The organism is Pseudomonas sp. GZD-222, from assembly GCF_049310525.1.
GTDB lineage: Bacteria > Pseudomonadota > Gammaproteobacteria > Pseudomonadales > Pseudomonadaceae > Aquipseudomonas.
On the sequence record NZ_JBMOWO010000016.1, the window covers coordinates 18,259 to 38,154 of the forward strand.

The following is a 19,896-nucleotide window of genomic DNA, read 5'->3' on the forward strand; positions in this document are numbered from 1 at the left end:
CCACAAAAGCCCGCTCCTACAGCGTCGGTCGGCAACTGGCGAACAGGTCCAGTTGTTGATCGTAGACGCCGGTATGTACCTGCAACAGCCCGAGCATTGAGTGGAACAGGTTGTCCTGGCTCAGTGGCTCGTCGCGCACCTTGTTCAGACAGTCGGTATCAACGCCGAAGTCCTGACGATAGCTGTCGGAGAACCAGGCCAGCATCGGCACGTGTTTTTGCTGCTCCGGTGCCAGCACATAGGGTGTGCCATGCAGGAACAGGTTGTACTCGCCGAGCGATTCGCCATGGTCGGAGAGGTAGAGCATGGCCGTGTCGACCTTGTCCTGTTTGCTGCGCAGGATGTCGATCAGCGATGCCAATACGTGGTCGGTGTAAACCAGGGTGTTGTCATACGCGTTGATGATGCTTTGCTCACTGCACTGATTCAGTGCGTTGCTCGGGCACACCGGGGTAAAACGCTCATAGGCCATCGGATAACGCTTGAAGTATTCCGGGCCATGGCTGCCCATCTGGTGCAACACCAGTACCGTGTCCTGTTCCAGGTTATCGATCATCGACGCCAGGCCTTGCAGAAGGATTTCGTCATGGCACTCGCTGTTGGTGCACAGCGCGGGATCTTTGGCATTGCTGACATCTTCGAACTGAACCCGGTCGCAGGTGCCTTTACAGCCCGACTGATTGTCACGCCAGCGCACACTCAAGCCGGCGCGCTGCAGCACATCAAGCAGGCCTTCCTGACTCCTGGCCTTGCTGGCCTGATAATCCTTGCGGGTGAAGCCGGAGAACATGCACGGCACCGACACCGCCGTTTCGGTGCCGCAGGAGTGAACATCACTGAAAGCAATCAATCCCGCCTCTTTGCTCAATTGCGGCGTGGTGTCACGGCTGTAGCCCAGCAGCCCGAAGTTCTGCGCCCGGGCGCTCTCCCCCACCACCAGCACCGTCAGAGACTTGCGCGCATGCTGCTGCCAGGCCGGGTCGCGCTGGGCGTCTTCACCGATCTTGGCAAAGGGCTTGGCCGCCGTACCGATCTGCTCGCCGATGTAACCGAAAGAGGCACCGACCACATTGCTGGGCACCAACATCAGGCGAATCTCATGATGATTGCGAAACAGCGAGGCCAGCCCCTGGTAGTTGAGCAATGCCACGACGCCAAGCACGGCAATACAGGCGACACTGGCGAGTAACTTGCCGAACAGTTCGCGATACCAGACTCGGTAGTTGATCGGGGTTTTATACAGCAGCAACGATGGCACAACACCCAAGAGCACTATATACAGGGCAAGTTTCAACGAAAGTAAATCGCGAACTTCCGTGACATTGGTTTCAGCGGTATTGCGCAACATGCCAACATCAATCAATACACCATATTGATTCATGAAATAAGCGGCACCGGCGCCGAGCAGCAGCAATATCACAAGCACCGGTTTCAATACGCCTCGAAAGGCGACAAAGGTCAAGATCAGGTTGAACGCACAGAAGATCAGTACAGCGAACGCCAGCCGCAGGAGCATGCCTGAAACGCCGGGTTCTACAACACTGGACAGGTGTTGCCAGAGCACTGAGTTAAACGCGACCAGCAGGTACAGGCTGGCCAGCAGAGTGACCCATTCGGCCCGCAGTGGTTTGATCTTGAACATGATGCTCGCTTGATTATTGATCGGTAATAGTGCCGTTGCGGCAGCGTTTTTAGACCAAGCGAACGTTAAGTAGAACAGCATCAATTTTTTGTGAAAAAGACGCCAACGTTTAGTGCGATGACGTCAATTTTAACATTACATTTTTTTCACATTAATCATTGAGATTTTTCACACCGACTATGCCACCCCTACGCCGGCAAATGTATTTTTGAATAAGAGTCGCGATCAATATCGAGTACCTCGACGCACAACTGGATATCCAGCCCGGCAACGCTAGGGATGGCCTCTTTGAGCACCTCCAGCAGGCTCGCCGACAACTGCCGCTTCACCTCAGGCGAACGGCCGCTGAGGATCGCCAGCTTGATATGGGCAAAGGCTCGCTCACTCAACGCGGTGCCCACCCGGTAACTGGCCAGGGCCACGGCCCGACTCTTGATGTCCAGCTCATCGGCGAACTGGCCGCTGCCGACCAGTGCATGGTTCAGGCGCAGCAGCAAGCGATCGACATCAAGTTCGCCCAGGTTGTCGCTGTATTCCACGTGCAGATGAGGCATTGCAAGAGCCCTGAAGTGAGAAATGTTGCAACAGACTACCTCAATCACGAAACCCGACAAACACGACTATCCTCATAGTTCATGACTTCCACCCCAAACCCCGGAGAGGTGAAGAAATGCCGGTAAAGCACGATCTACTCGCAGACCTTAATCTGACCAAAGAGCAGTTCATCGAGAAGAAAAAAACCGACCCGCGGCTGAGCCAGTTGCACGAGGACTACAACCGCAAAGACGCCGAAGTGGTCGAAGCCGAGCAGAGCAGCAGCGCCGATGACACCGTCACCCGGCTGCGCAAGGAACGTCTGAAGATCAAGGACGAAATCGTCGCCCATGTGAAATCCTGAGCACCCGCAGAATAGTAAAAAGCCCCGCAGGCGCGGGGCTTTTCATTTTTAGCGTTGAAGCTCAAGGCCGGGTCCAGACCACCGGAAACCAGTCTTCACGCATCCGATCACCGGTTTTCAGGTCGATACCGGGGAATGGCGGCGAGGTGCGCCCCGGTCGCTGCACATAGCGCACATCATCGCCCATGAAACGGGTCGAGAACGCCCGTCGTCGATTGCTGCCGTTGTTGCCGGCGGCGCCATGCACGGTGCGAAAATCAAACACCACGGCATCGCCCGGCTCCAGCTCGGGCGAGAGGATTTCAAATTCGCCGTTCTCCACATCCGGCATGTCCATGAACAGGCTCTGGCCCGTATCCGCATCATCAGCCCCGTAGAAATCCTTGTTGCTGGCCCAGCTTTTCGGCCGCACCGGCTTGGCCCAGCGATGCGAGCCCAGCACTACGCTGAGGGTGTTGTGGCGGGTCACCGGATCCAGGGGAATCCAGTAGCTGGCGGTCTGCAGGCCATCGACGCAGTAGTACGGCAGGTCCTGATGCCAGGGGGTCGGTTTGGAGGTACCGGGTTCCTTGACCAGGATGTGCTCATGAAACACCTGCACTTCCCGGGACTGCATCAGCTCACCGGCAATTGCCGCTGCCGGCGAGTTGCGCACAAAGTCGGTGAACGCCGGAATGCGCTGCCAGTTGCAGTAGTCCTCGAAAAAGCGTCCGCCTTCGCCGCTGCCAACGTTCTCGATGGCAAAGGCACTGGGCGCAGCCAGGTTCTGCTCGAACCCTTCACGCAAGCGCTCGATCCAGTCGCGGAACACGCCACGTAACACGATCGCACCGTTGCGCTGAAACTGTTCGATATCGGCATTCATCGGGGCCCCTCCTCTCTTGTTGTAGTGACAAAAGTATTGGCGGCTGGCGAACGCCCGGTAAACCACAGATTACCTATTCGCCACTATAGGCAATCTGTATGGGGCAGCTGTTGTAAGCCCCGGTCTTTGGCCGGTTAATAGCCTTGCCTGTGTCCTACGGCGCCTTGCTATCGAAGAATAAGAACAATGAGGAGTTACCTGGGATGAACGAAAACAGCAGCGCCATGCGGCGCGGTCTGAGTACCCGTCACATTCGTTTCATGGCGCTCGGTTCCGCCATCGGCACCGGGCTTTTCTACGGCTCTGCAGCGGCCATCAAACTGGCTGGTCCCTCCGTACTGTTGGCGTATCTGATCGGTGGCGCAGCCATCTACATGATGATGCGCGCGCTCGGTGAAATGGCCGTGCGCAATCCGGTATCCGGCTCGTTTGGCCAGTACGCCAGCCAATACCTGGGCCGCTTCCCGGGCTTTCTGACCGGCTGGAGCTACGCCTTTTCGATGCTGGTGGTGTGCCTGGCGGACGTCACCGCCTTCGGGGTGTACATGAGTTTCTGGTTCCCGGAGACCCCGCGCTGGATCTGGGTGCTGGGCATCGTGTTCTTCATCGGTGCGCTGAACCTGTGCAGCGTCAAGGTGTTCGGCGAACTGGAGTTCTGGCTGTCACTACTGAAAGTCACGGCGATTGTTTCGATGATTCTTGCCGGGGCGGCGGTGCTGATGTTCGGCATCCAGCTCGGCGGCTCCGGCGAGCAACTGGCCACGGTCGGCAACCTGTGGAGCCACGGTGGCTTTTTCCCCAACGGCGTGGGCGGCATGATTGCCTCGTTCACGGTGGTGATGTTTGCCTTCGGTGGGGTCGAGATGATCGGCATTACCGCCGGTGAAGCCAGGGACCCGCAGCGGGTCATCCCCAAGGCGATCAACTCAGTGCCGTTGCGGATCCTGTTGTTCTACGTGCTTACCCTGTTCGTGCTGATGTCGATCTACCCCTGGAGCAAGATCGGTAGCGAAGGCAGCCCGTTCGTGCAGATTTTCAGTGGCCTGGGGATTGGCTCGGCGGCGACGCTGTTGAACATCGTGGTGATCTCGGCGGCGATTTCAGCGATCAACAGCGACATTTTCAGTGCCGGACGCATGATGTATGGCATGGCCCAGAACGGTCAGGCACCGGTCAGTTTCTCGCAGCTGTCGCGCTTCGGCGTGCCGTGGATGACCGTGGTGGTGATGGCCGTCGCTCTGCTGCTGGGTGTGGTGCTCAATTACCTGGTGCCGGAAAACCTGTTCCTGATCCTGGCCGCGGTGGTGACCTTCTCGATCGTCTGGGTGTGGCTGATGATCCTGCTCTCGCAGATGGTCATGCGTCGCGGCATGAGCGCCGAAGAAGTCGCCGGGTTGAGCTTCCCGGTCCCGCTCTGGCCGGTAGGTCCGGCGTGCGCAGCAGCTTTCATGCTGTTCATCTTCGGTGTGCTGGCCTGGTTCCCCGACACCCGTATGGCGCTGTACGTGGGTATCGGCTGGCTGGCCTTGCTGTCAGTGGGTTACTGGCTGTTCGTGGCGCGCCAGCCCGTAGCGGTACTGGCGGATACCGCCCGTAGCTGATCAGCTCGGGAACTGCTGGCTGGCCCAGTCGAGGAATGCTTGCGCCGCTGGTGACGGGCGCATGGCACTGGACTGGGCCAGCACCACCGGCTGCGGGCTCACCGACTCGAGCAGTGGCCGGCACGCCAGCGGTTGACCGTCGTAACTGCAATCAGCCACTGGCCGGGTGCAGGACAACGCCACCCCATAGCCATGGGCAACCAGGCCGCGTTGCATTTCGAAGGTTTGCGTCAGTTGCAACGAACCTGGCTGCAGGTCGTGCGCCCAGAACAGCGACAGGAAGTATTCACGAGTCCTGGCGATGTCTTCGAGGATCAGGCATTCATTGGCAAGGTCCACCAGCGACACCCGCTCCTGCAGCGCGAGGGGATGGTCGGCGGGCAATAGGGCGTAAGGCTTCAACTGCGCCAGCACACGCTTTTCAATTGGCGAATCCAGCCCGACATCATAGGTCAGCGCCAACTCTGCCTTGCCATCGGCCAGACGCCGATTGACCTCGGCAAGGTCCGCTTCGAGCAAGGTGATGGTGACTTCCGGATAGCGCTGGCGAAAGCCGCTCAGCAAGCGCGGCGCATAGTACGGCCCCAGGTCCTGGAAGCAGATCAGGCTCAAGGCCCCACGTACCACATCCTGCTCTTTGCCCTTGCCACTGATTGCCGCAGCCAGGTTCAGCATGTCCCGCGCCTGCTCCAGCAACTTGCGCCCTGCGGGCGTCAGCTCCAGACCGCGACTGACCTGGCGATGAAAGAGCTTTTCACCCAGCGTTGCCTCCAGTTGCGACAGCGCCAGCGACACCGAAGGCTGGGAAATATGCTTGGCCCGCGCCGCAGCGCTGACGCTGCCCTGCTCGGCGGCAGCGATGAAGTACTCCAACTGGCGAAAGGTGAAGCCGATCATCGCAATGCCCCGAGAGATGACTGAACAATCGGGCCATTATGGCCTGTTGCTGCATGTCGTCCAGCAACCTGTGGCTCCTGAAGTCGCAAAGTTACGGGCGGTGCCTGTACTGACGCATCTTCGAAATCAAATCTGGCGAAGCCAGACTGAAACCTGCGGGCAAGCCCGCTTCTGATCTTGATCTTGATCTTGATCTTGTTCCACGCAAGTACAGACGCCGCGAACTGCGACTTCAGGAGGCTGAGTGGAGGTGCCTGTAGGGGCCAGTGCGCAGCACCTTCGGCGTAGCCGAAGAACGCGAGCCGTAGACTTGGCGAAGCAAGTCGTAGGCCGCGTGGCCCCGGAAGGTGCCGGAGCGAAGGGACCCGGAGCGCAGCGTAGGGCCGTATGCAGGAGCAAGCGGTTTTGCCTACTTTTTCCAAGAAAAAAGTAGGCCGTCGTAAGGGCGGAAGGGGCCAGCAGCGGCGCCACACCAAATGGATAAGCTCGCAGTCCCAACATCACAACCCAAGGATCATAGTCCCCGGAGTTCCATGAAGAACCAATAAAAAACCCCGCCAATGGCGGGGCTTCGGTTTTGCCTGTCAGCGCTGTTTCAGCGCCTGCAAGGGTTGCCCGCTACCGTCGGCAGCCCCCCAGATTTCCGCATCGATCTTGCCTGCCAGCTCCGGATAGTCCTTGGCATTGAATTCCGGTGTGCCCACGGCCTTCTGCGCGAAGTAGTCACGGGTCAGCTTGACCACCACACCCGACAGCAAGCAGATGGCGATCAGGTTGATGGTCGCCATCAGGCCCATCGCCGCATCGGCTGCATCGAATACAGTGGCAACACTTTCATAAGCGCCCCAGACCACCATCAACAATGCTGCGCTGCGCAACACGGTCAGACCCAGGCGAGAGTTCAGCTTCAGATACACCATGGCGTTTTCGGCATAGGTGTAGTTGCCAATGATGGAGGTGAAGGCAAAGAAGAAGATCGCCACGGCAATGAAGTACTGCCCGGCCGAACCGATGTGGACGTTCATCGCCGCCTGGGTCAGCGGTGTGCCGGTCATTTCCGGGCCCGGCACCACACCGGACAGCAGGATCATGATCGCGGTGGCGGTACAGATCAGCAAGGTATCGATGAACACACCCAGGGCCTGCACAAAGCCTTGCGAGGATGGATGGTGAGGGTTGGGTGTCGCTACCGCCGCGATGTTCGGCGCCGAGCCCATACCCGCTTCGTTGGAGAACAAGCCACGCTTGACGCCGTTGAGCAAGGCCCCGGCCACACCGCCGACCGCCGACTCCAGACCGAAGGCGCTCTTGATGATCAGCATCAGCACGCCCGGTACGGCATCCAGATTGGTCACGATCACATAGACCGCCACCAACAAGTAGGCACCGGCCATGAACGGCACAACCCATTCGGCGATGCGGGCGATTTTCTTGATGCCGCCGAAAATCACCAACCCGGCCAGTGCTGCGACCACTACCCCGGTGGTCAGCTTGGGCACACCAAAGGCACCCAGGGTGGCATCGGCAATGGAGTTGGCCTGAACGGCACCAAACACCAGGCCGAAGGCGATAATCAGGCACACGGAAAAAATCGCTGCCGCCCAGGGCGCATTCAACCCCTTGGCGATATAAAACGCCGGGCCACCGCGGTACTCACCGTTGCTGTTGCGTACCTTGTACAGCTGGGCCAGGGTGCTTTCCGCGTAGGCTGTGGCCATGCCCAGCGAGGCCACCACCCACATCCAGAAAACCGCACCCGGCCCACCCAGGGTAATGGCCACGGCCACACCGGCCAGGTTGCCGGTACCTACCCGCGAGGCCAGGCTGGTGCACAACGCCTGAAACGGCGTGATGCCGCTGGGATCGTTAGCAGGCGCGCGCAGCACCGAGCGGAAGAACTCCGGCAAATGGCGAAACTGGATAAAGCCCAAGCGGACAGTGAAATAGATACCTGCGGCCAGCAGGCCATAGATCAGGACATACCCCCAGAAGAAGGTATTAACGGCGTTGATCACGGCTGTCATTGTATGTTCCCAAATAAAGCGCAGGGCCGTTAAAAGGCCCTGCTCAGTCTGTAAAGCAACCGGCGTCAGCGGACGACCCGTGCCTTCTGCAATGTGAAAAGCCTGTAACAACGGGAGGCGCCCACTGTTTCAGCAAAGCGCTTCGGCATCACCGGTCTGGTGATGAATGAGGTCGAGCATCAGCGGCTCGATGTGACCCGCATGCATTGATAAATGCGCAGGTCCCTGTGTTGAGGGGCGACATGATAGCAGATCTTGCCGTTGCCTTCGCGAAGGGGTCTGCCTGGTGGTAATGCGCCGTCCAGAGAGGTTACGGCGAGGTCAGGGTGATCAGGTAGTTACCCGTAGTTACCGGCCTGCCCGCGTTATCGACCAGCGCATATTGCTGATCGTAGTAACGACCCCGCTCTCCACTGTCAGCAACCAGCCTGACCTGCGCCGAAGCGTTATCCAAAGCCCTGACCGTGGCTTGTGGATCGATCCGGCGTACATCAATGCCTGTCCCCCGCGCCATCGAGGGGCAGCCCTGCATGCGCCAACCGCTCGATTGGGGGGATGTCGTGCAGAATGACTCAACGATGCTGCCGGTAAACCTGATCTCGCCCTGAGCCACCGGGGTTGCCGCCTGGCACACGGCACAAAGGCTGAACAGCACGGCCACACTGGTTATCTTCAGCTTGCCACTCATGCAGACACTCCCCAGGAAAAAGTCCTTGTCTTGAGTGTCGGCACGTTCAGCAGAATGTTCATACCTGCCTGATAGCAAAATTTGCGCACTGCCAAGTGCGTCACAGATTACCGATTAAACCCGCTATTGCACTTGCCCGTTCCCACCGAGCAGTCCAGACCACGCGGTCTGTAGGAGCGGATTCATCCGCTCCTACAAAGACGCTTAGCGTGTACCGCGCTGGCGCAATGCCGACGGCATGAAGTAGGCGTCCTCGGGCACCGGCTGGGCAAAGTCCACGGTCTGCGGTTCTTCGTTATCCAGGTTCTGCACATAGTAACGACGCGCCTGCAAATCGTGGAATACGTCCAGCGAACTCCAGGTGGTAGGCAGGTCGTAGAAGTTCTTCAGGTAGCCCATCGACACCCGCCACAACTGCCCGCGCCCGTCGTACTGATCGACCAGTGCCGCGCCCCAGCTGTCTTCATCGAGAAACAGCACACGCTTGGAATAAATATGCCGCGAACCTGCCTTGAGCGTGCCTTCCACCACCCACACCCGGTGCAGCTCGTAACGGGTGTACTGCGGGTTGAGGTGCCCGGGTTTGAGCAGGTCGGCGTACTTCACCTCGGGGCTTGAGACCTTGTAGTTGTTGTAAGGAATGTAGACCTCTTTCTTGCCCACCAGCTTCCAGTCATAACGGTCCGGCGAGCCGTTGAACAGGTCGGTATCGTCGGCCGTGCGCAAGCCGTCGGACGAGGCGATCGGCACGTCGTACGCCAGGTTCGGCGCGCGCCGCACGCGGCGTTGCCCAGCGTCATAGATCCAGGCCTGACGCGGGTCCACAACCTGGTCGAGGGTCTCATGAACCAGCGTTGCGCCACCGGCCAGGCGCGCCGGGCTCTTGACGAAGGTCAGGTAGTAAAACAGGGTGTTTTTCAGGTCAGCGAACTGCCCACCCGGACGGTAGTAGTTGAACATCCCTTCCTGTTGCGCGGTCACCAGCGCGAAGCTGCCGTTGCGCTGCACCGGTGCTTCTGAAGCACGCCGGACCACATAGATACCGCGATAGCGGGTGATGTGGTTCCACAGCGCCTCGACGCCATCCTTGGGCATGGGGAACGGCACGCCGCCATAAGCGTCGCTGAAACCGTTACCGCCTTCGAGCAGCTTGGCCGAAGTGGCGTTCTTGAAGGTGTTGTCGTACAGCCACTGCGGTGCCGAACCGGAGCGGCGGCTTGGGTACACCGGCATCTGGAAGGTGTCGGGGTAGCTGTTGAACAACGCGATCTGGCCCGCACTCAACTGGTCCTTGTACTGGTCCAGATTGGCCTTGGTAATGGTGAACAACGGTTTATCCGCCGCGAACGGGTCCAGGTGATGTTTGCCTGGCACATAGCCCTGCGGGGCCTGGGTGAGACCGCCGTCCCAGGCCGGGATGGTCCCGGCGGCGTTACCCGCGCGCTCGGCGCCCATGGGCGTCAGGGTGGTTTTCAGTTGTTCGGCCTGCTGGGGCGAAATCGCGGCCAGCGTCCCGCCGGCCGCCAGACTCAGGGCCAGCGCCAGCGTGGCCTTGAGCAGTCGTGGTGTGTAAAGCATGGATGTTCTCCGCATTGAAGACCTTGAGGTCTGAGCCGTCACAGGAAATACTTGAGGTTGAAGCCGACGTTGTCACGGTCGCGAATGCTGTTGTTTTGGCCACCGCCATAGAACTCGGTGTACTGCAACTCGGCTTCCAGCTTGTTCTGGTAGTTGGCCTTGATGCCCAGGGTGTAAGCCTTGCGCCCCTCGATGGTGTTGCCCGCCTGATAGCTGTTGCCCTCGAAGTCGTCCTTGTAGACGACATAGGGCGAAACGTTGATCCCGGCGTAGACATCGTTCCAGGTCGCGTTGAGCATCGCCGTGTAGCTGTAGGAGTTGCGGTTGACCTGGTCGCCACGCTCACCGCCGGATACATAGGAGGTGTTGCCACTACCGGCGTAGTAACGGCTGCTGCCGTCATAGGCGGTGTAATGCAGGCTACTGCCACGCAAGTGCTCGGAGGCCAGTTCGAACACCCCGTATATCGAGTCGAAGGACAGCCCGGGGCCGAAGCTATAGATCGTGCCCAGCGAGGTATTGAAGGACTCCACTCGTTCCGCGTTGTTTATCTGGCTGTCGAGCTGGACCATTTGCCCGCCGATGTTGACGGTCTGGCCGGCAGCCGCGGCCGCAGCACCATTGGCCAGGTCGCCGATCAGGTCGTTGGTGGCAGCAATGCCGATGGGCAGATTGGGCCTGTAGGCCAGTTCACCAAACACCGACGCCTGCCCCACGGTGGTGTTGAAACTGAAGCCGTACATGCGGATGTCTTCGGCGTAGCGCCGATGCGCCTGGATATTGCCCATCACGTCGGCGGTAGCCAGGCCACCGGCAAGCGCCCCGGCCTGGCTACCGGCAATCCCCGCCAGCAGGTTGGTCAGGGCGTTCATGTCGATGCCCTGGTAACCACCCAGGTCGGCGGAGATGGTCGGCTCCTTGGCGTGATAGTTGACCATGTACAGGCCGAACTCGGTGCTGTTGAGCTCCTCGACGATGTAACGGAAAGCGAAGCCGAACTGTCCGTCGTTGCGGGCATTGAAGTCCTTGCCGATGGTCGCCACTTTCAGCGTATTGCCAAAGGCCGGGGTCACGCCGTTAGCGTACAGACCGGTGCTGCCCAGGACCTGTCTGAACAGCGGGTCGTTGCCCAGCCCCTCGTATAGACCGATGACATTGCCAAAACCGGGCACTGGGCTGTCCAGGGCAGTGCCGCTGAAGTTGTTGTAGGCGGTGTTGCCACCGTCGGCGAACAGATCGGTCTGGGAGTAGAAAGTACCGACCGGGTCGATGCGGGTTTCCTTCCAGTTGGTCTGGTAGAAACTCTCCAGAGTCAGGCTGTCGGTCAGGCCGATGTTGAAACTGACGGCCTCCACCGGCATCAACACTTCCTTCACCTCAGCACCCGGCAAGCGAAACTTTGCCGCATCCACAGGGTTGGTGGTGTTAATCCCGCCGCGGTAGAACATGCCCTCGCCCCAGTTGAATACCTGGCGCCCGAGGCGCGCGGTCAGTGGCATCTGCGCCACGTCCCAGCTGCCATAGACATAGGCGTCGAGCATCTCGATGTGGTGGCCGGCGATGTCGCGGGTCTGGTCGGTGAAACGGTCGTCGTTGGGGAAGTTCTGACTAGGTTGCGACGGGTTGTTGTTGTCGTAGTAATCGTTGCGCTTGTCCATCAATTGGGTGTCGTAGAACGCAGTGCCGCGCATGAACACCCCGTAGTTCTGGTAGTTGGCTTCCAGCTCCGAGGTGATCTTGTAGACCTCCGAAGCAAGCCCGGTGTCAAAGTTGCGATTACCGTCGTTGGTATTGATGTCATCGTTGCTCTTGTCCCGTCCCTGGACCCGCCACAAGCGGCCGTAGGACAAGGTGGTATCGATCGAGCCGGTGACCTGATTGTCCAGCACCTTGAACTCAACGGCCTGCGCGCCCTCGAGCGCACACAATTGCAACAGCCCGGCCAACCCTACCCCAGACATCACTGCGCCAGACTGGCGTAATCGAATCCCCATGGTGTGCTTCTCCCTGTGCTGATCTTGTTGTTTTTGTGTCCTGACAGCGGTTACGGCGCGACGTTAATGCTCTGACGGAGCCAGGCCCGCACGGGCATAGCTGCGGCTGTGCGCGGCAAAATTGCCCAGCAGCTGGAACAACTGCTGGTTGAGCAACGGATGGTCGTAACGCTCACGCTGCACCTGGTTACCGGCGCTGAAGCTGCTGGTGACCGGTGCCGTGGCCAGCCACTGGCCGATGGCCTCATCAAACGCAGCACCTGCGGCGGCGGATTGGGCGCTGACCACGTCGCGCAGGTAGTCCACCGAGTACGGCGGATAGCTGGCGTCTTGTGCGGTGTCGGCATAGGCCTGGAGCATCGGATGCACCCGCTGCCCGTTGCGCAGCAGGCGAGAAAGCCAGGCGGCCTGATACTTCTCCACCTCCATGTGCCGGGTGGCGACCCGCTCGATGGCGGCGTGCTTGTCACTGTCATAACCGGCCAGCGCCTTGCCTTCCATCAGCAGCATGCTGAGCAGACCGACACCGGGCAGTGGTTTGGCGTGATACGGCTGGGTCAGGTCTTGAACGTGGTGCATGCCCCAGCCGAGAAAGCGGTAGCCCCAGTAGCGATGGCCTGTGGCAAAGGCCAGCCGCGCCAGGCCCAGGTACTGGTACGCACGCCAGTGCGGCCAACTGCGCTGAAGAAACCCGGCGGCGGCGTAAACCACCGGGTTCTCATGGAAGAAGCCCATATGGAACGGCGCCTGCGAACTGTACTGGAAACGTTCATCGCCAAATGGCTGCGGACCAAAGCCGTAGAGCGCCGACACTTCACCGGGGTTGTCACTGAACAGATTGATGTCGTGACCGTAATCCGGCTCGTCGGCGGCGCTGGCCAACACCGCCAACGGCGCGACTTTTTCGCCGTTCGCCAAACGGATGAAGCGCTGTTGATTCCACGGCGACAGGGTCTGCTCGACCATCACCTGCTCGGCCTTGAGGTGTTCACGCTGCGGCAGGTCTTGCCCCGGTAACGGCTGGATGACCATGGCCAGATGGATCTGCGGATTGATACGCAGGGCGCTGAGAAAGGCGCGGCGCAGATTGTCCCCTGGCACGGCGGGCAGCTTCAGGCTGTCGGGACGCGGCGGGTACTGGGCAACGTGTTGACAGGCGAAACGCTCCTGCTCGTCCAGCAGCGCGGCGATGGCGTCATATTGCTGGGTGAGAAACTGCTCCAACGGCTCGACTTCAACTTCAGGTGCTTCGCGCAGCGCCGGTAGATCCTGCAACGCCAGGTAGCTGCCGACCGTATGGTTGGACCAGCCCCATGCCGCCGGAGCGATACCACAGAGCAGCATCAGGAGAAGTTTCAGCTTCATTGTTATTAGTTCTTATTGGAAGTGCTTGAGGGCTGAGCCTAACAACCGACCCTGCCCCTGACACTGTCCGATGTCGCCAAATAAATTCTCCAATTGCGCCACGAACTCTCAGTGGGAGCGGGGGGGGGGGGCTGGTGGGAGGGGGGGGGGGGGGACGAGGGAGGGGGGGGGGGGAGGGTGTTTCCCGGGGGGGAGGGTCGAAAGGAAACCCCCCCCCCCCCCCCCCCCCCCGCTCCCACCGGTAGAGGGACTGCTAGGCTGGGTAACCAGTGATCTGCCGAATACTCTGGTACAGCGGTTTGAGCTGGCGGTACATGCGCAGGTATACCTCCCGGTACAACCGCTCATAGACCTGCTGCGCCTCCGGCTGCGGCATGAACACCGCGCCCACGCGGGTCATCGCCGCAATCGCCGAGGAAAAGTCGGCATGCAGGCCAAGCCCCACCGCACAACAAATCGCTGCCCCCAGGCCCGACGCCTCATAGACATGCGGACGCTCGGCCGGCAGGCCGAAAATATCCGCCGTGAGCTGCATCGCGGCATCACTCTGCGACCCGCCACCGGCAACGCGCAGACGCTGAATCGACTGTTTCGAGCGCTTTTCCAGCTTCTCCTTGCCCTGACGCAAGGCGTAGGCCAGCCCCTCAAGGATTGCCCGATAGATATGTGCGCGGGTATGCACGTCACCAAAGCCGATCATCGCCCCCTTGGCTTCCATACCCGGCTCACGAATCCCCGGCGACCAGTAGGGTTGCAGCATCAGCCCCATGGAGCCGGGCGGCACCGCATCGACCAGGGCGTCGAACAGTTGCTCTGGCTCCAGCCCCTGTTCCTTGGCCTGCTGCATTTCACGCAGGCCGAACTCGTTCTTGAACCAGCTGACCATCCAGTAGCCGCGGTAGATCATCACTTCGCAGTTGTACTGATCCGGTACCGCCGCAGGATAAGGCGGGATCAACGGGACGACTTCCAGATAGCGCGAACGCGTCATGGTGATGGTCGCGGTGGTGCCATAGGACAGGCACACCGTGGACGCATCAACCACGCCGGCGCCGAGTACTTCACAGGCCTTGTCCGCACCGGCAGCGATCAGCGGCACGCCTTCGGGGATGCCGGTATGCCGGCTCGCCTCGGCGCTGATATGGCCCAGGGTTTCGCCAGGCTTGAGCAGCGTCGGCAATTGTTCCGCGCGCACCGCCAGGGCCTGCCATTTCCAGTCGGAAGGTGCCGCCCAGCGCAGGCGTTTGAAATCGAACGGCAGGTAGCCCACGCAGCAACCCACCGAGTCGACGAAGCGCCCGCACAGGCGATGGGTGAGAAAACCCGAAAGCAGCAGGAATTTGTCGGTCGCCGCCCACACCTCGGGCTGGTGCTGGGCAATCCAGTTGGCTTCGGCCTGGGCACGGAAGTAATCCACGGTAGCCTGCGCGCCAACCAGTTTGAACAACCAGCCCCACGGCCCCTTGATCCCGCCCTCGACCTCGGCCTGGCGTTGATCGAGCCACAGAATCGCCGGACGCAGGGCCTTGCCCTGAGCGTCGACGTTGATCACCGTTCCACGCTGGGTGGTCAGTGATACACCGGCGATTTGCGTACGATCGATGCCGGTCTGTTGCCACAACTGCTGGCAGGCTTCGCCCAGCTTGGCCCAGTAATAATCCGGCTGCTGCTCGGCCCAGCCCGGTTGGGCCGAAGTGTAGGCCTGCAGCTCGATCTTGCCCTTGCCCAACAGATTACCCTGCAGGTCGAACAGCAATGCGCGCACGCTCTGGGTGCCATTGTCGATCGCCAGCAGGTAGCGCTTGTTCTTGTCGTTATCCATGGAGCTCTCTTCAATGGGCATTCAGTGCGTGGCGTCCGGCAAGCCATGGTGGCGTTGCCACAACGCCCGGTAACGCTGTTCTTCCGCCTGCCAGCGCCGGTCATCCCAACCCAGCCGTGGCTGACACAACTGGCGGATGGCCGGTAGATATTCCTCCGCCCCCCGGGCCAGTAACAGGCCGATACGGGTGCGGCGCAGCAGCAGGTCATCGAGGTGCAGAACCAGCTCTGTCTCGCAGGCAAACGCCAGCTCGGCCCACAAGGTGTCGCTGGCCCCGACGCTGGCGCAGCCCAACTGTTGCAGCAATAGCGCCAGGCGTGGCAGGTCGCGACCATGACGCCCGGCCAGGCGACGCCACTGGCGGCTGTTGAGATCCGCAATCGGCAACGCCGGTACCGTGGTAAAAACCGGGGCGCCGTCATCGCTGACTTCGCGCCCGAGCATCGGCGCACAGGCCTTGAGTACTTCGAGCGCCTGAGGCCGAAAGGTAGTCAGCTTGCCGCCGGCCAAGGTCACACAACCGGGCTCAAGCCACAGCACATGCTCACGGGTTTCATTCGACGGTTTGCCCTGCTGCTCTGCGCTGGCACTGCCCACTACCGGACGCACCCCCGACCAGGTCGACAATACATCGCCGGCAACCACGTTAGCCTGGGGAAACTGCTGGGCACAGGCAGCCAGCAGGTAGTTGAGTTCCTCGGCGCTGATGCTCGCGCTCTGATCCAGGTCCTCCTGATGGTCAAGGTCCGTGGTACCCACCACCGTGGCACCTTCCCAAGGGAAGACAAACACCGGCCGCTGATCGTCAGCATGCAAGAAGGTGATCGCTTGAGCTACCGGCAAACGCCAGCCGGGCAACAGCAGATGACTGCCGCGCAACGGCCGCAATTGCCGCGGCGCGTCGCTCGGGCGCAGGCGTTCGGCCCAGGCGCCAGTCGCCACCGCCAGCGCCCGGCAACGCAGCTGCAACAGCTCGCCATCCTCAGTGTTCTCAACCTGCACGCCGCAGACCCGATCATTTTCACGCAGCAGTTGCCGGACTCGCACACCATTGAGCGCCAACCCGCCATCCGCCCGCGCTTCAGCCAGCACGCGCATGACCAGGCGGGCATCATCGGTCAGCGCATCGACAAAACAGGTGCCCCCCAGCAGTTGATCCTCCTTCAAACCCGGCGCCAGGTAGTGCAGCTGTTGCGCGTCGTAAAAACGATGGCTGCGCCGCCCGGCCAGGGCGTCATACACCGTCAACAGCCCCCCCAACACCCGCGGCCCGGGAAAGCCGCCACGATAGTGCGGCATCATGAAACTCGCGGGCTCCACCAGCCCCGGCGCTTCGTCGAGCAGGCGCTGACGTTCGTGCACCGAATCGCGGGTCAGGCGCCACTGGCCCTTGGCGATGTAACGCAAGCCGCCATGGACCATCTTCGAAGAACGGCTGGAGGTGCCCCAGGCAAAATCGCGCTGTTCCAGCAGCAAGCAGCGCCAGCCGCGGCGGGCCGCTTCACGCAGGATCCCGGCACCGCTGATGCCGCCACCAATGACGATCAGGTCCCAGGTTTCATCCGCCAGGGTCGGCAGTACCTGCTGTCGCCACGCGGCATTCCAGTCCTGGCTCATGCCGTCACTCCTGCAACAGGGTGCCGGGGTTGAGGCGCCCGGCCGGGTCGAAATGCCGGCTCAGCACCTGCAAGGTGTCCAGCGCCCGTGCGCCCTTCTCGCGCAGCAGGTAGGGAGCATGATCCTTGCCGACGCCATGCTGGTGACTGATGGTGCCGTGGTTGTCGACGATGGTCTGGCTGGCCGCCTGCTTGAGCGCCTGCCAGCGCGCCAGGGTAGCCGGATAAGTCGCCGCCGGGCGGAACACATAGGTGGTGTAGATGCTCGACCCTTCGCCATAGACATGCGACAGGTGGGTAAACACATGCACCCGCTCGCCCTCGGCCGCCAGACCGTCGCGCAAGCTGCTTTCAATGCGCTGGAGCAGGTTGTCGACATTGCTCCAGTCGGTGGCGGTTTCCAGGGTGTCGACCACGTAACCGGCGTTCCACAAATTCTCGCGCAGGTAAGGAAAACGGAAGCGGTTCTGCGCCCACTTGTTGCCCAGCAGCGTGCCGGTGAACACCCCACCAAAGGCCTTCAAGTGTTGCCGCGCCTGCTTCAGCGACAGCGCGTTCTGCCGTCGGTTGCCGGTCACACCGAAGGTCAGCATGCATTTCCCGGCACCCGCTCCGCGCAAGGCCAGGTACTTTTCCAGCCAGGCAATTTGCTGCGGGTGCCCGGCCAGGGCCAGCTGGGTTTCGGTTTCCGTGGCATTCGACAGGCGCAGCATCGACAGCGGCACGCGTGCCTGGGCCAACTGGCGAATGGCGTGCAGGGCCCGCTTCCAGTCGGGCAGGAACACCCCATAGAAACGTTCGTCCGCCGGCAGCGGAGTGATCCGCACCTTGACCTCGGAAATGATCCCGAAGCGCCCTTCACTGCCCAGCACCACTTCGCGCAGATCGGGACCTGCGGCCGAGGCCGGGAAGGTTGCGATTTCTAACGGGCCGGCGAAGGTTTCCAGGGTACCGCCAGCGAACAACTGCTCGATGCGTCCGTAGCGCAGCGACTGCTGGCCGCTGGAGCGACTGGCGACCCAGCCGCCGAGGGTCGACAGCTCCCACGACTGCGGGAAATGCCCCAGGGTATAACCGCGGGCACGCAGTTGGCTTTCCACTTGCGGCCCGGTGGCGCCGGGACCGAAGGTAGCCAGCAGGCTCTGTTCGTCGAGATCGAGCAGACGGTTCATGTGCGCCAGCGACACGGTCAGCACCGGCCGCGTGGAGGATGGCGGGTTGATGTGTCCGGCCACCGAAGTGCCGCCACCGTAAGGGATCAGGCACAGGTCTTTATCCTGGGCGAGCGCCAGCAACTGGCGGATCTGTTCGACATCCTGCGGGAACGCCACCGCATCGGGGTAGGTTCCCAGCGTACCTTCACGTAACGCCAACCAGTCCGGCAAGCTCTGGCCACGCGCATGCAGCAGACGATCATGAGCCTCCAGGTTGTACAGCGGATGCGCCGCCAGACGCGAAGCCGGAACTCGTGCCAGTGCCGCCTCCAGCGTGGCGTCGGGCAGCGCAGCCCCGGCGCCTACCCGGGCAGCGAGAAACCCCGCGCCCTGGGCCGGCAGCTCGACCACCGTGGTTGCATCCCCCCAGCCGTTCCAGCGTCGCATGCGTGTGTCCTTTTATGGCTCTTATCAGGTAACAGTTCAGGCGCCTATAGTAGCCAGCCACCCGAACCTGTCACGGTCGCATCCGGCCAGCTCGAGTAGCCGATTGAGCCAACGCACAGGCGGCTGCCGCCATTTACTTTAGCGGTGGTTTCAAATTACCTTTCAGGGTCTTCACCTGCGCCTGTCTGCCTCGGTCAAAAGGAACCCGATCATGCAATCCCTCGGCTACAGCTCGGTTCCCCCCCTGCTCAAGTATGTGCGTCATGCCGAACAACTGGGCATGGCCGTTGAACCGGCGCTGGCGCTGGCCGGGTTGCAAGCCCAGCAACTGAGCGACAACAGCCTGCGGGTGCCAGGCGAAGCCCATGAACGCTTGCTCGACTACTTTTGCGAGCATTCCGGTGATCCATTGTTCGGCCTCAACTCGGCGCGCTTCGTGTTACCCAACTCCTGGAACGTGCTGGGCTACATCACCATGAATTGTGCAACCCTGGGCGATGCGATGAATCGCATCATGCCGTTCGAGAAACTGGTAGGCGACATGGGCGTCAGCCGCGCCGAAGCGCAGGGTGAGCACGTGCACCTGATCTGGACCTGCCGCCACCAACGCCCACGCATCCGCCGCCACCTGGTGGAAAACGTCCTTGGCTCCTGGCTGCAATACGCGCGCTGGATCGCCGACGCCCAACTTTCGCCCACCGCCGTGTGGCTTGAACATCCTCAGCCGGTGGACACTGAACGTACCCAGTACGAACAGTTTTTTGACTGCCCGGTGCTGTTCGGCCAGCCCTATTCGGCGCTCGTTGTGCCGCTGCCCTACCTGCAGCTGCCCTTGCGCCAGGCCGATGCGCAGTTGCTGCGCACCCTGGAAGACCATGCCCTGGGCCTGATGGCCACACTGGAAGACGCGTCGCTGGAACAACGGGTGAAGAACATCCTGCGTCAGTTGCTCAAGGAAGGGTTGCCGCGCAAGGAACAGGTGGCCGAGCAGTTCGCCGTCTCGGTGCGCACCCTGCAACGCCAGCTGCACCAGGCCAACACCTCCTACCAGCAAATCCTCGATGATCTGCGCCAGGAACTGGCGGAGCATTACCTGCTGCACAGCAGCTTGCCGATCCAGGACATCGCCCAGTACCTGGGCTTCACCGAACCACGGTCGTTCCACCGCACTTTCAAAAGCCGGCGCGGGATACCACCGGGAGAGTTTCGTCAGACGTACCGCGAGCCGGCGGATCAAACTTAAGTGTCCTGACGCCGTGGTGCTCACTCGGACGTGAATTCGAGCGGAAAACAAAAAGCCCCTGA

At 61.1% G+C, this 19,896-nt stretch carries 15 protein-coding genes; 3 read left to right on the plus strand and 12 right to left on the minus strand.

The genetic code is table 11. The annotated features are described in order from the left end of the window. Positions 1-16 precede the first annotated feature (16 nt). Together ACO6VD_RS02990 and ACO6VD_RS02995 are read right to left on the minus strand one after the other, a co-directional pair. On the minus strand, positions 17-1,642 hold the full coding sequence (locus ACO6VD_RS02990) for a phosphoethanolamine transferase (RefSeq protein WP_422416952.1): 1,626 nt from the start codon (positions 1,640-1,642) through the stop codon (positions 17-19). Between the two features lie 188 nt (positions 1,643-1,830). Beyond that, on the minus strand, positions 1,831-2,196 hold the full coding sequence (locus ACO6VD_RS02995) for a 5-carboxymethyl-2-hydroxymuconate Delta-isomerase (protein ID WP_422416953.1): 366 nt from the start codon (positions 2,194-2,196) through the stop codon (positions 1,831-1,833). A 116-nt stretch (positions 2,197-2,312) separates the two neighbouring features. On the opposite strand from ACO6VD_RS02995, the gene ACO6VD_RS03000 reads away from it, so the two are divergent. Continuing rightward, positions 2,313-2,540, plus strand: coding sequence for a YdcH family protein (locus ACO6VD_RS03000; RefSeq protein ID WP_400174040.1), 228 nt, complete (start codon positions 2,313-2,315; stop codon positions 2,538-2,540). A gap of 61 nt (positions 2,541-2,601) precedes the next feature. Here the strand turns inward: ACO6VD_RS03000 and ACO6VD_RS03005 are convergent, their stop codons facing one another. Beyond that, the gene (locus tag ACO6VD_RS03005; RefSeq protein WP_422416955.1) at positions 2,602-3,405 is read right to left on the minus strand and encodes a phytanoyl-CoA dioxygenase family protein; all 804 of its coding nucleotides are present in this window, start codon (positions 3,403-3,405) and stop codon (positions 2,602-2,604) included. Positions 3,406-3,608: 203 nt separating this feature from the next. Here ACO6VD_RS03005 and ACO6VD_RS03010 point away from each other — a divergent pair, with 203 nt between their 5' ends. Further along, the gene (locus tag ACO6VD_RS03010) at positions 3,609-5,006 is read left to right on the plus strand and encodes an amino acid permease (RefSeq protein WP_422416957.1); all 1,398 of its coding nucleotides are present in this window, start codon (positions 3,609-3,611) and stop codon (positions 5,004-5,006) included. Here the strand turns inward: ACO6VD_RS03010 and ACO6VD_RS03015 are convergent, their stop codons facing one another. The 9 genes from ACO6VD_RS03015 to ACO6VD_RS03055 form a co-directional block, all read right to left on the minus strand. Further along, positions 5,007-5,903 carry a LysR substrate-binding domain-containing protein gene (locus tag ACO6VD_RS03015; protein WP_422416958.1) on the minus strand — a complete coding sequence of 299 codons (897 nt, stop codon included), beginning with the start codon at positions 5,901-5,903 and terminating at the stop codon, positions 5,007-5,009. 584 nt (positions 5,904-6,487) lie between these two features. Further along, positions 6,488-7,927 (minus strand): alanine/glycine:cation symporter family protein, encoded by a 1,440-nt coding sequence (locus ACO6VD_RS03020; RefSeq protein ID WP_422416960.1) that lies wholly within the window; start codon positions 7,925-7,927, stop codon positions 6,488-6,490. A gap of 310 nt (positions 7,928-8,237) precedes the next feature. Beyond that, positions 8,238-8,615, minus strand: a complete 378-nt coding sequence (locus ACO6VD_RS03025) for a type 1 fimbrial protein (protein WP_422416961.1) — start codon at positions 8,613-8,615, stop codon at positions 8,238-8,240. A gap of 204 nt (positions 8,616-8,819) precedes the next feature. Next, positions 8,820-10,193: a DUF1329 domain-containing protein gene (locus ACO6VD_RS03030; RefSeq protein ID WP_422416963.1), complete on the minus strand. Its 1,374-nt coding sequence runs from the start codon at positions 10,191-10,193 to the stop codon at positions 8,820-8,822. Between the two features lie 38 nt (positions 10,194-10,231). Continuing rightward, complete coding sequence (locus tag ACO6VD_RS03035) at positions 10,232-12,187, minus strand: DUF1302 domain-containing protein (protein WP_422416965.1); 1,956 nt, start codon at positions 12,185-12,187, stop codon at positions 10,232-10,234. Between the two features lie 63 nt (positions 12,188-12,250). Further along, positions 12,251-13,552: a phospholipase gene (locus ACO6VD_RS03040; RefSeq protein WP_422416966.1), complete on the minus strand. Its 1,302-nt coding sequence runs from the start codon at positions 13,550-13,552 to the stop codon at positions 12,251-12,253. 253 nt (positions 13,553-13,805) lie between these two features. Then, on the minus strand, positions 13,806-15,374 hold the full coding sequence (locus tag ACO6VD_RS03045) for an FGGY-family carbohydrate kinase (protein ID WP_422416968.1): 1,569 nt from the start codon (positions 15,372-15,374) through the stop codon (positions 13,806-13,808). A 21-nt stretch (positions 15,375-15,395) separates the two neighbouring features. Continuing rightward, positions 15,396-16,991, minus strand: coding sequence for a glycerol-3-phosphate dehydrogenase/oxidase (locus ACO6VD_RS03050; RefSeq protein WP_422416970.1), 1,596 nt, complete (start codon positions 16,989-16,991; stop codon positions 15,396-15,398). Between the two features lie 4 nt (positions 16,992-16,995). Then, complete coding sequence (locus ACO6VD_RS03055) at positions 16,996-18,591, minus strand: FAD-binding oxidoreductase (RefSeq protein WP_422416971.1); 1,596 nt, start codon at positions 18,589-18,591, stop codon at positions 16,996-16,998. A gap of 211 nt (positions 18,592-18,802) precedes the next feature. On the opposite strand from ACO6VD_RS03055, the gene ACO6VD_RS03060 reads away from it, so the two are divergent. Next, the gene (locus ACO6VD_RS03060) at positions 18,803-19,834 is read left to right on the plus strand and encodes an AraC family transcriptional regulator (RefSeq protein WP_422416973.1); all 1,032 of its coding nucleotides are present in this window, start codon (positions 18,803-18,805) and stop codon (positions 19,832-19,834) included. Positions 19,835-19,896 lie beyond the last annotated feature (62 nt).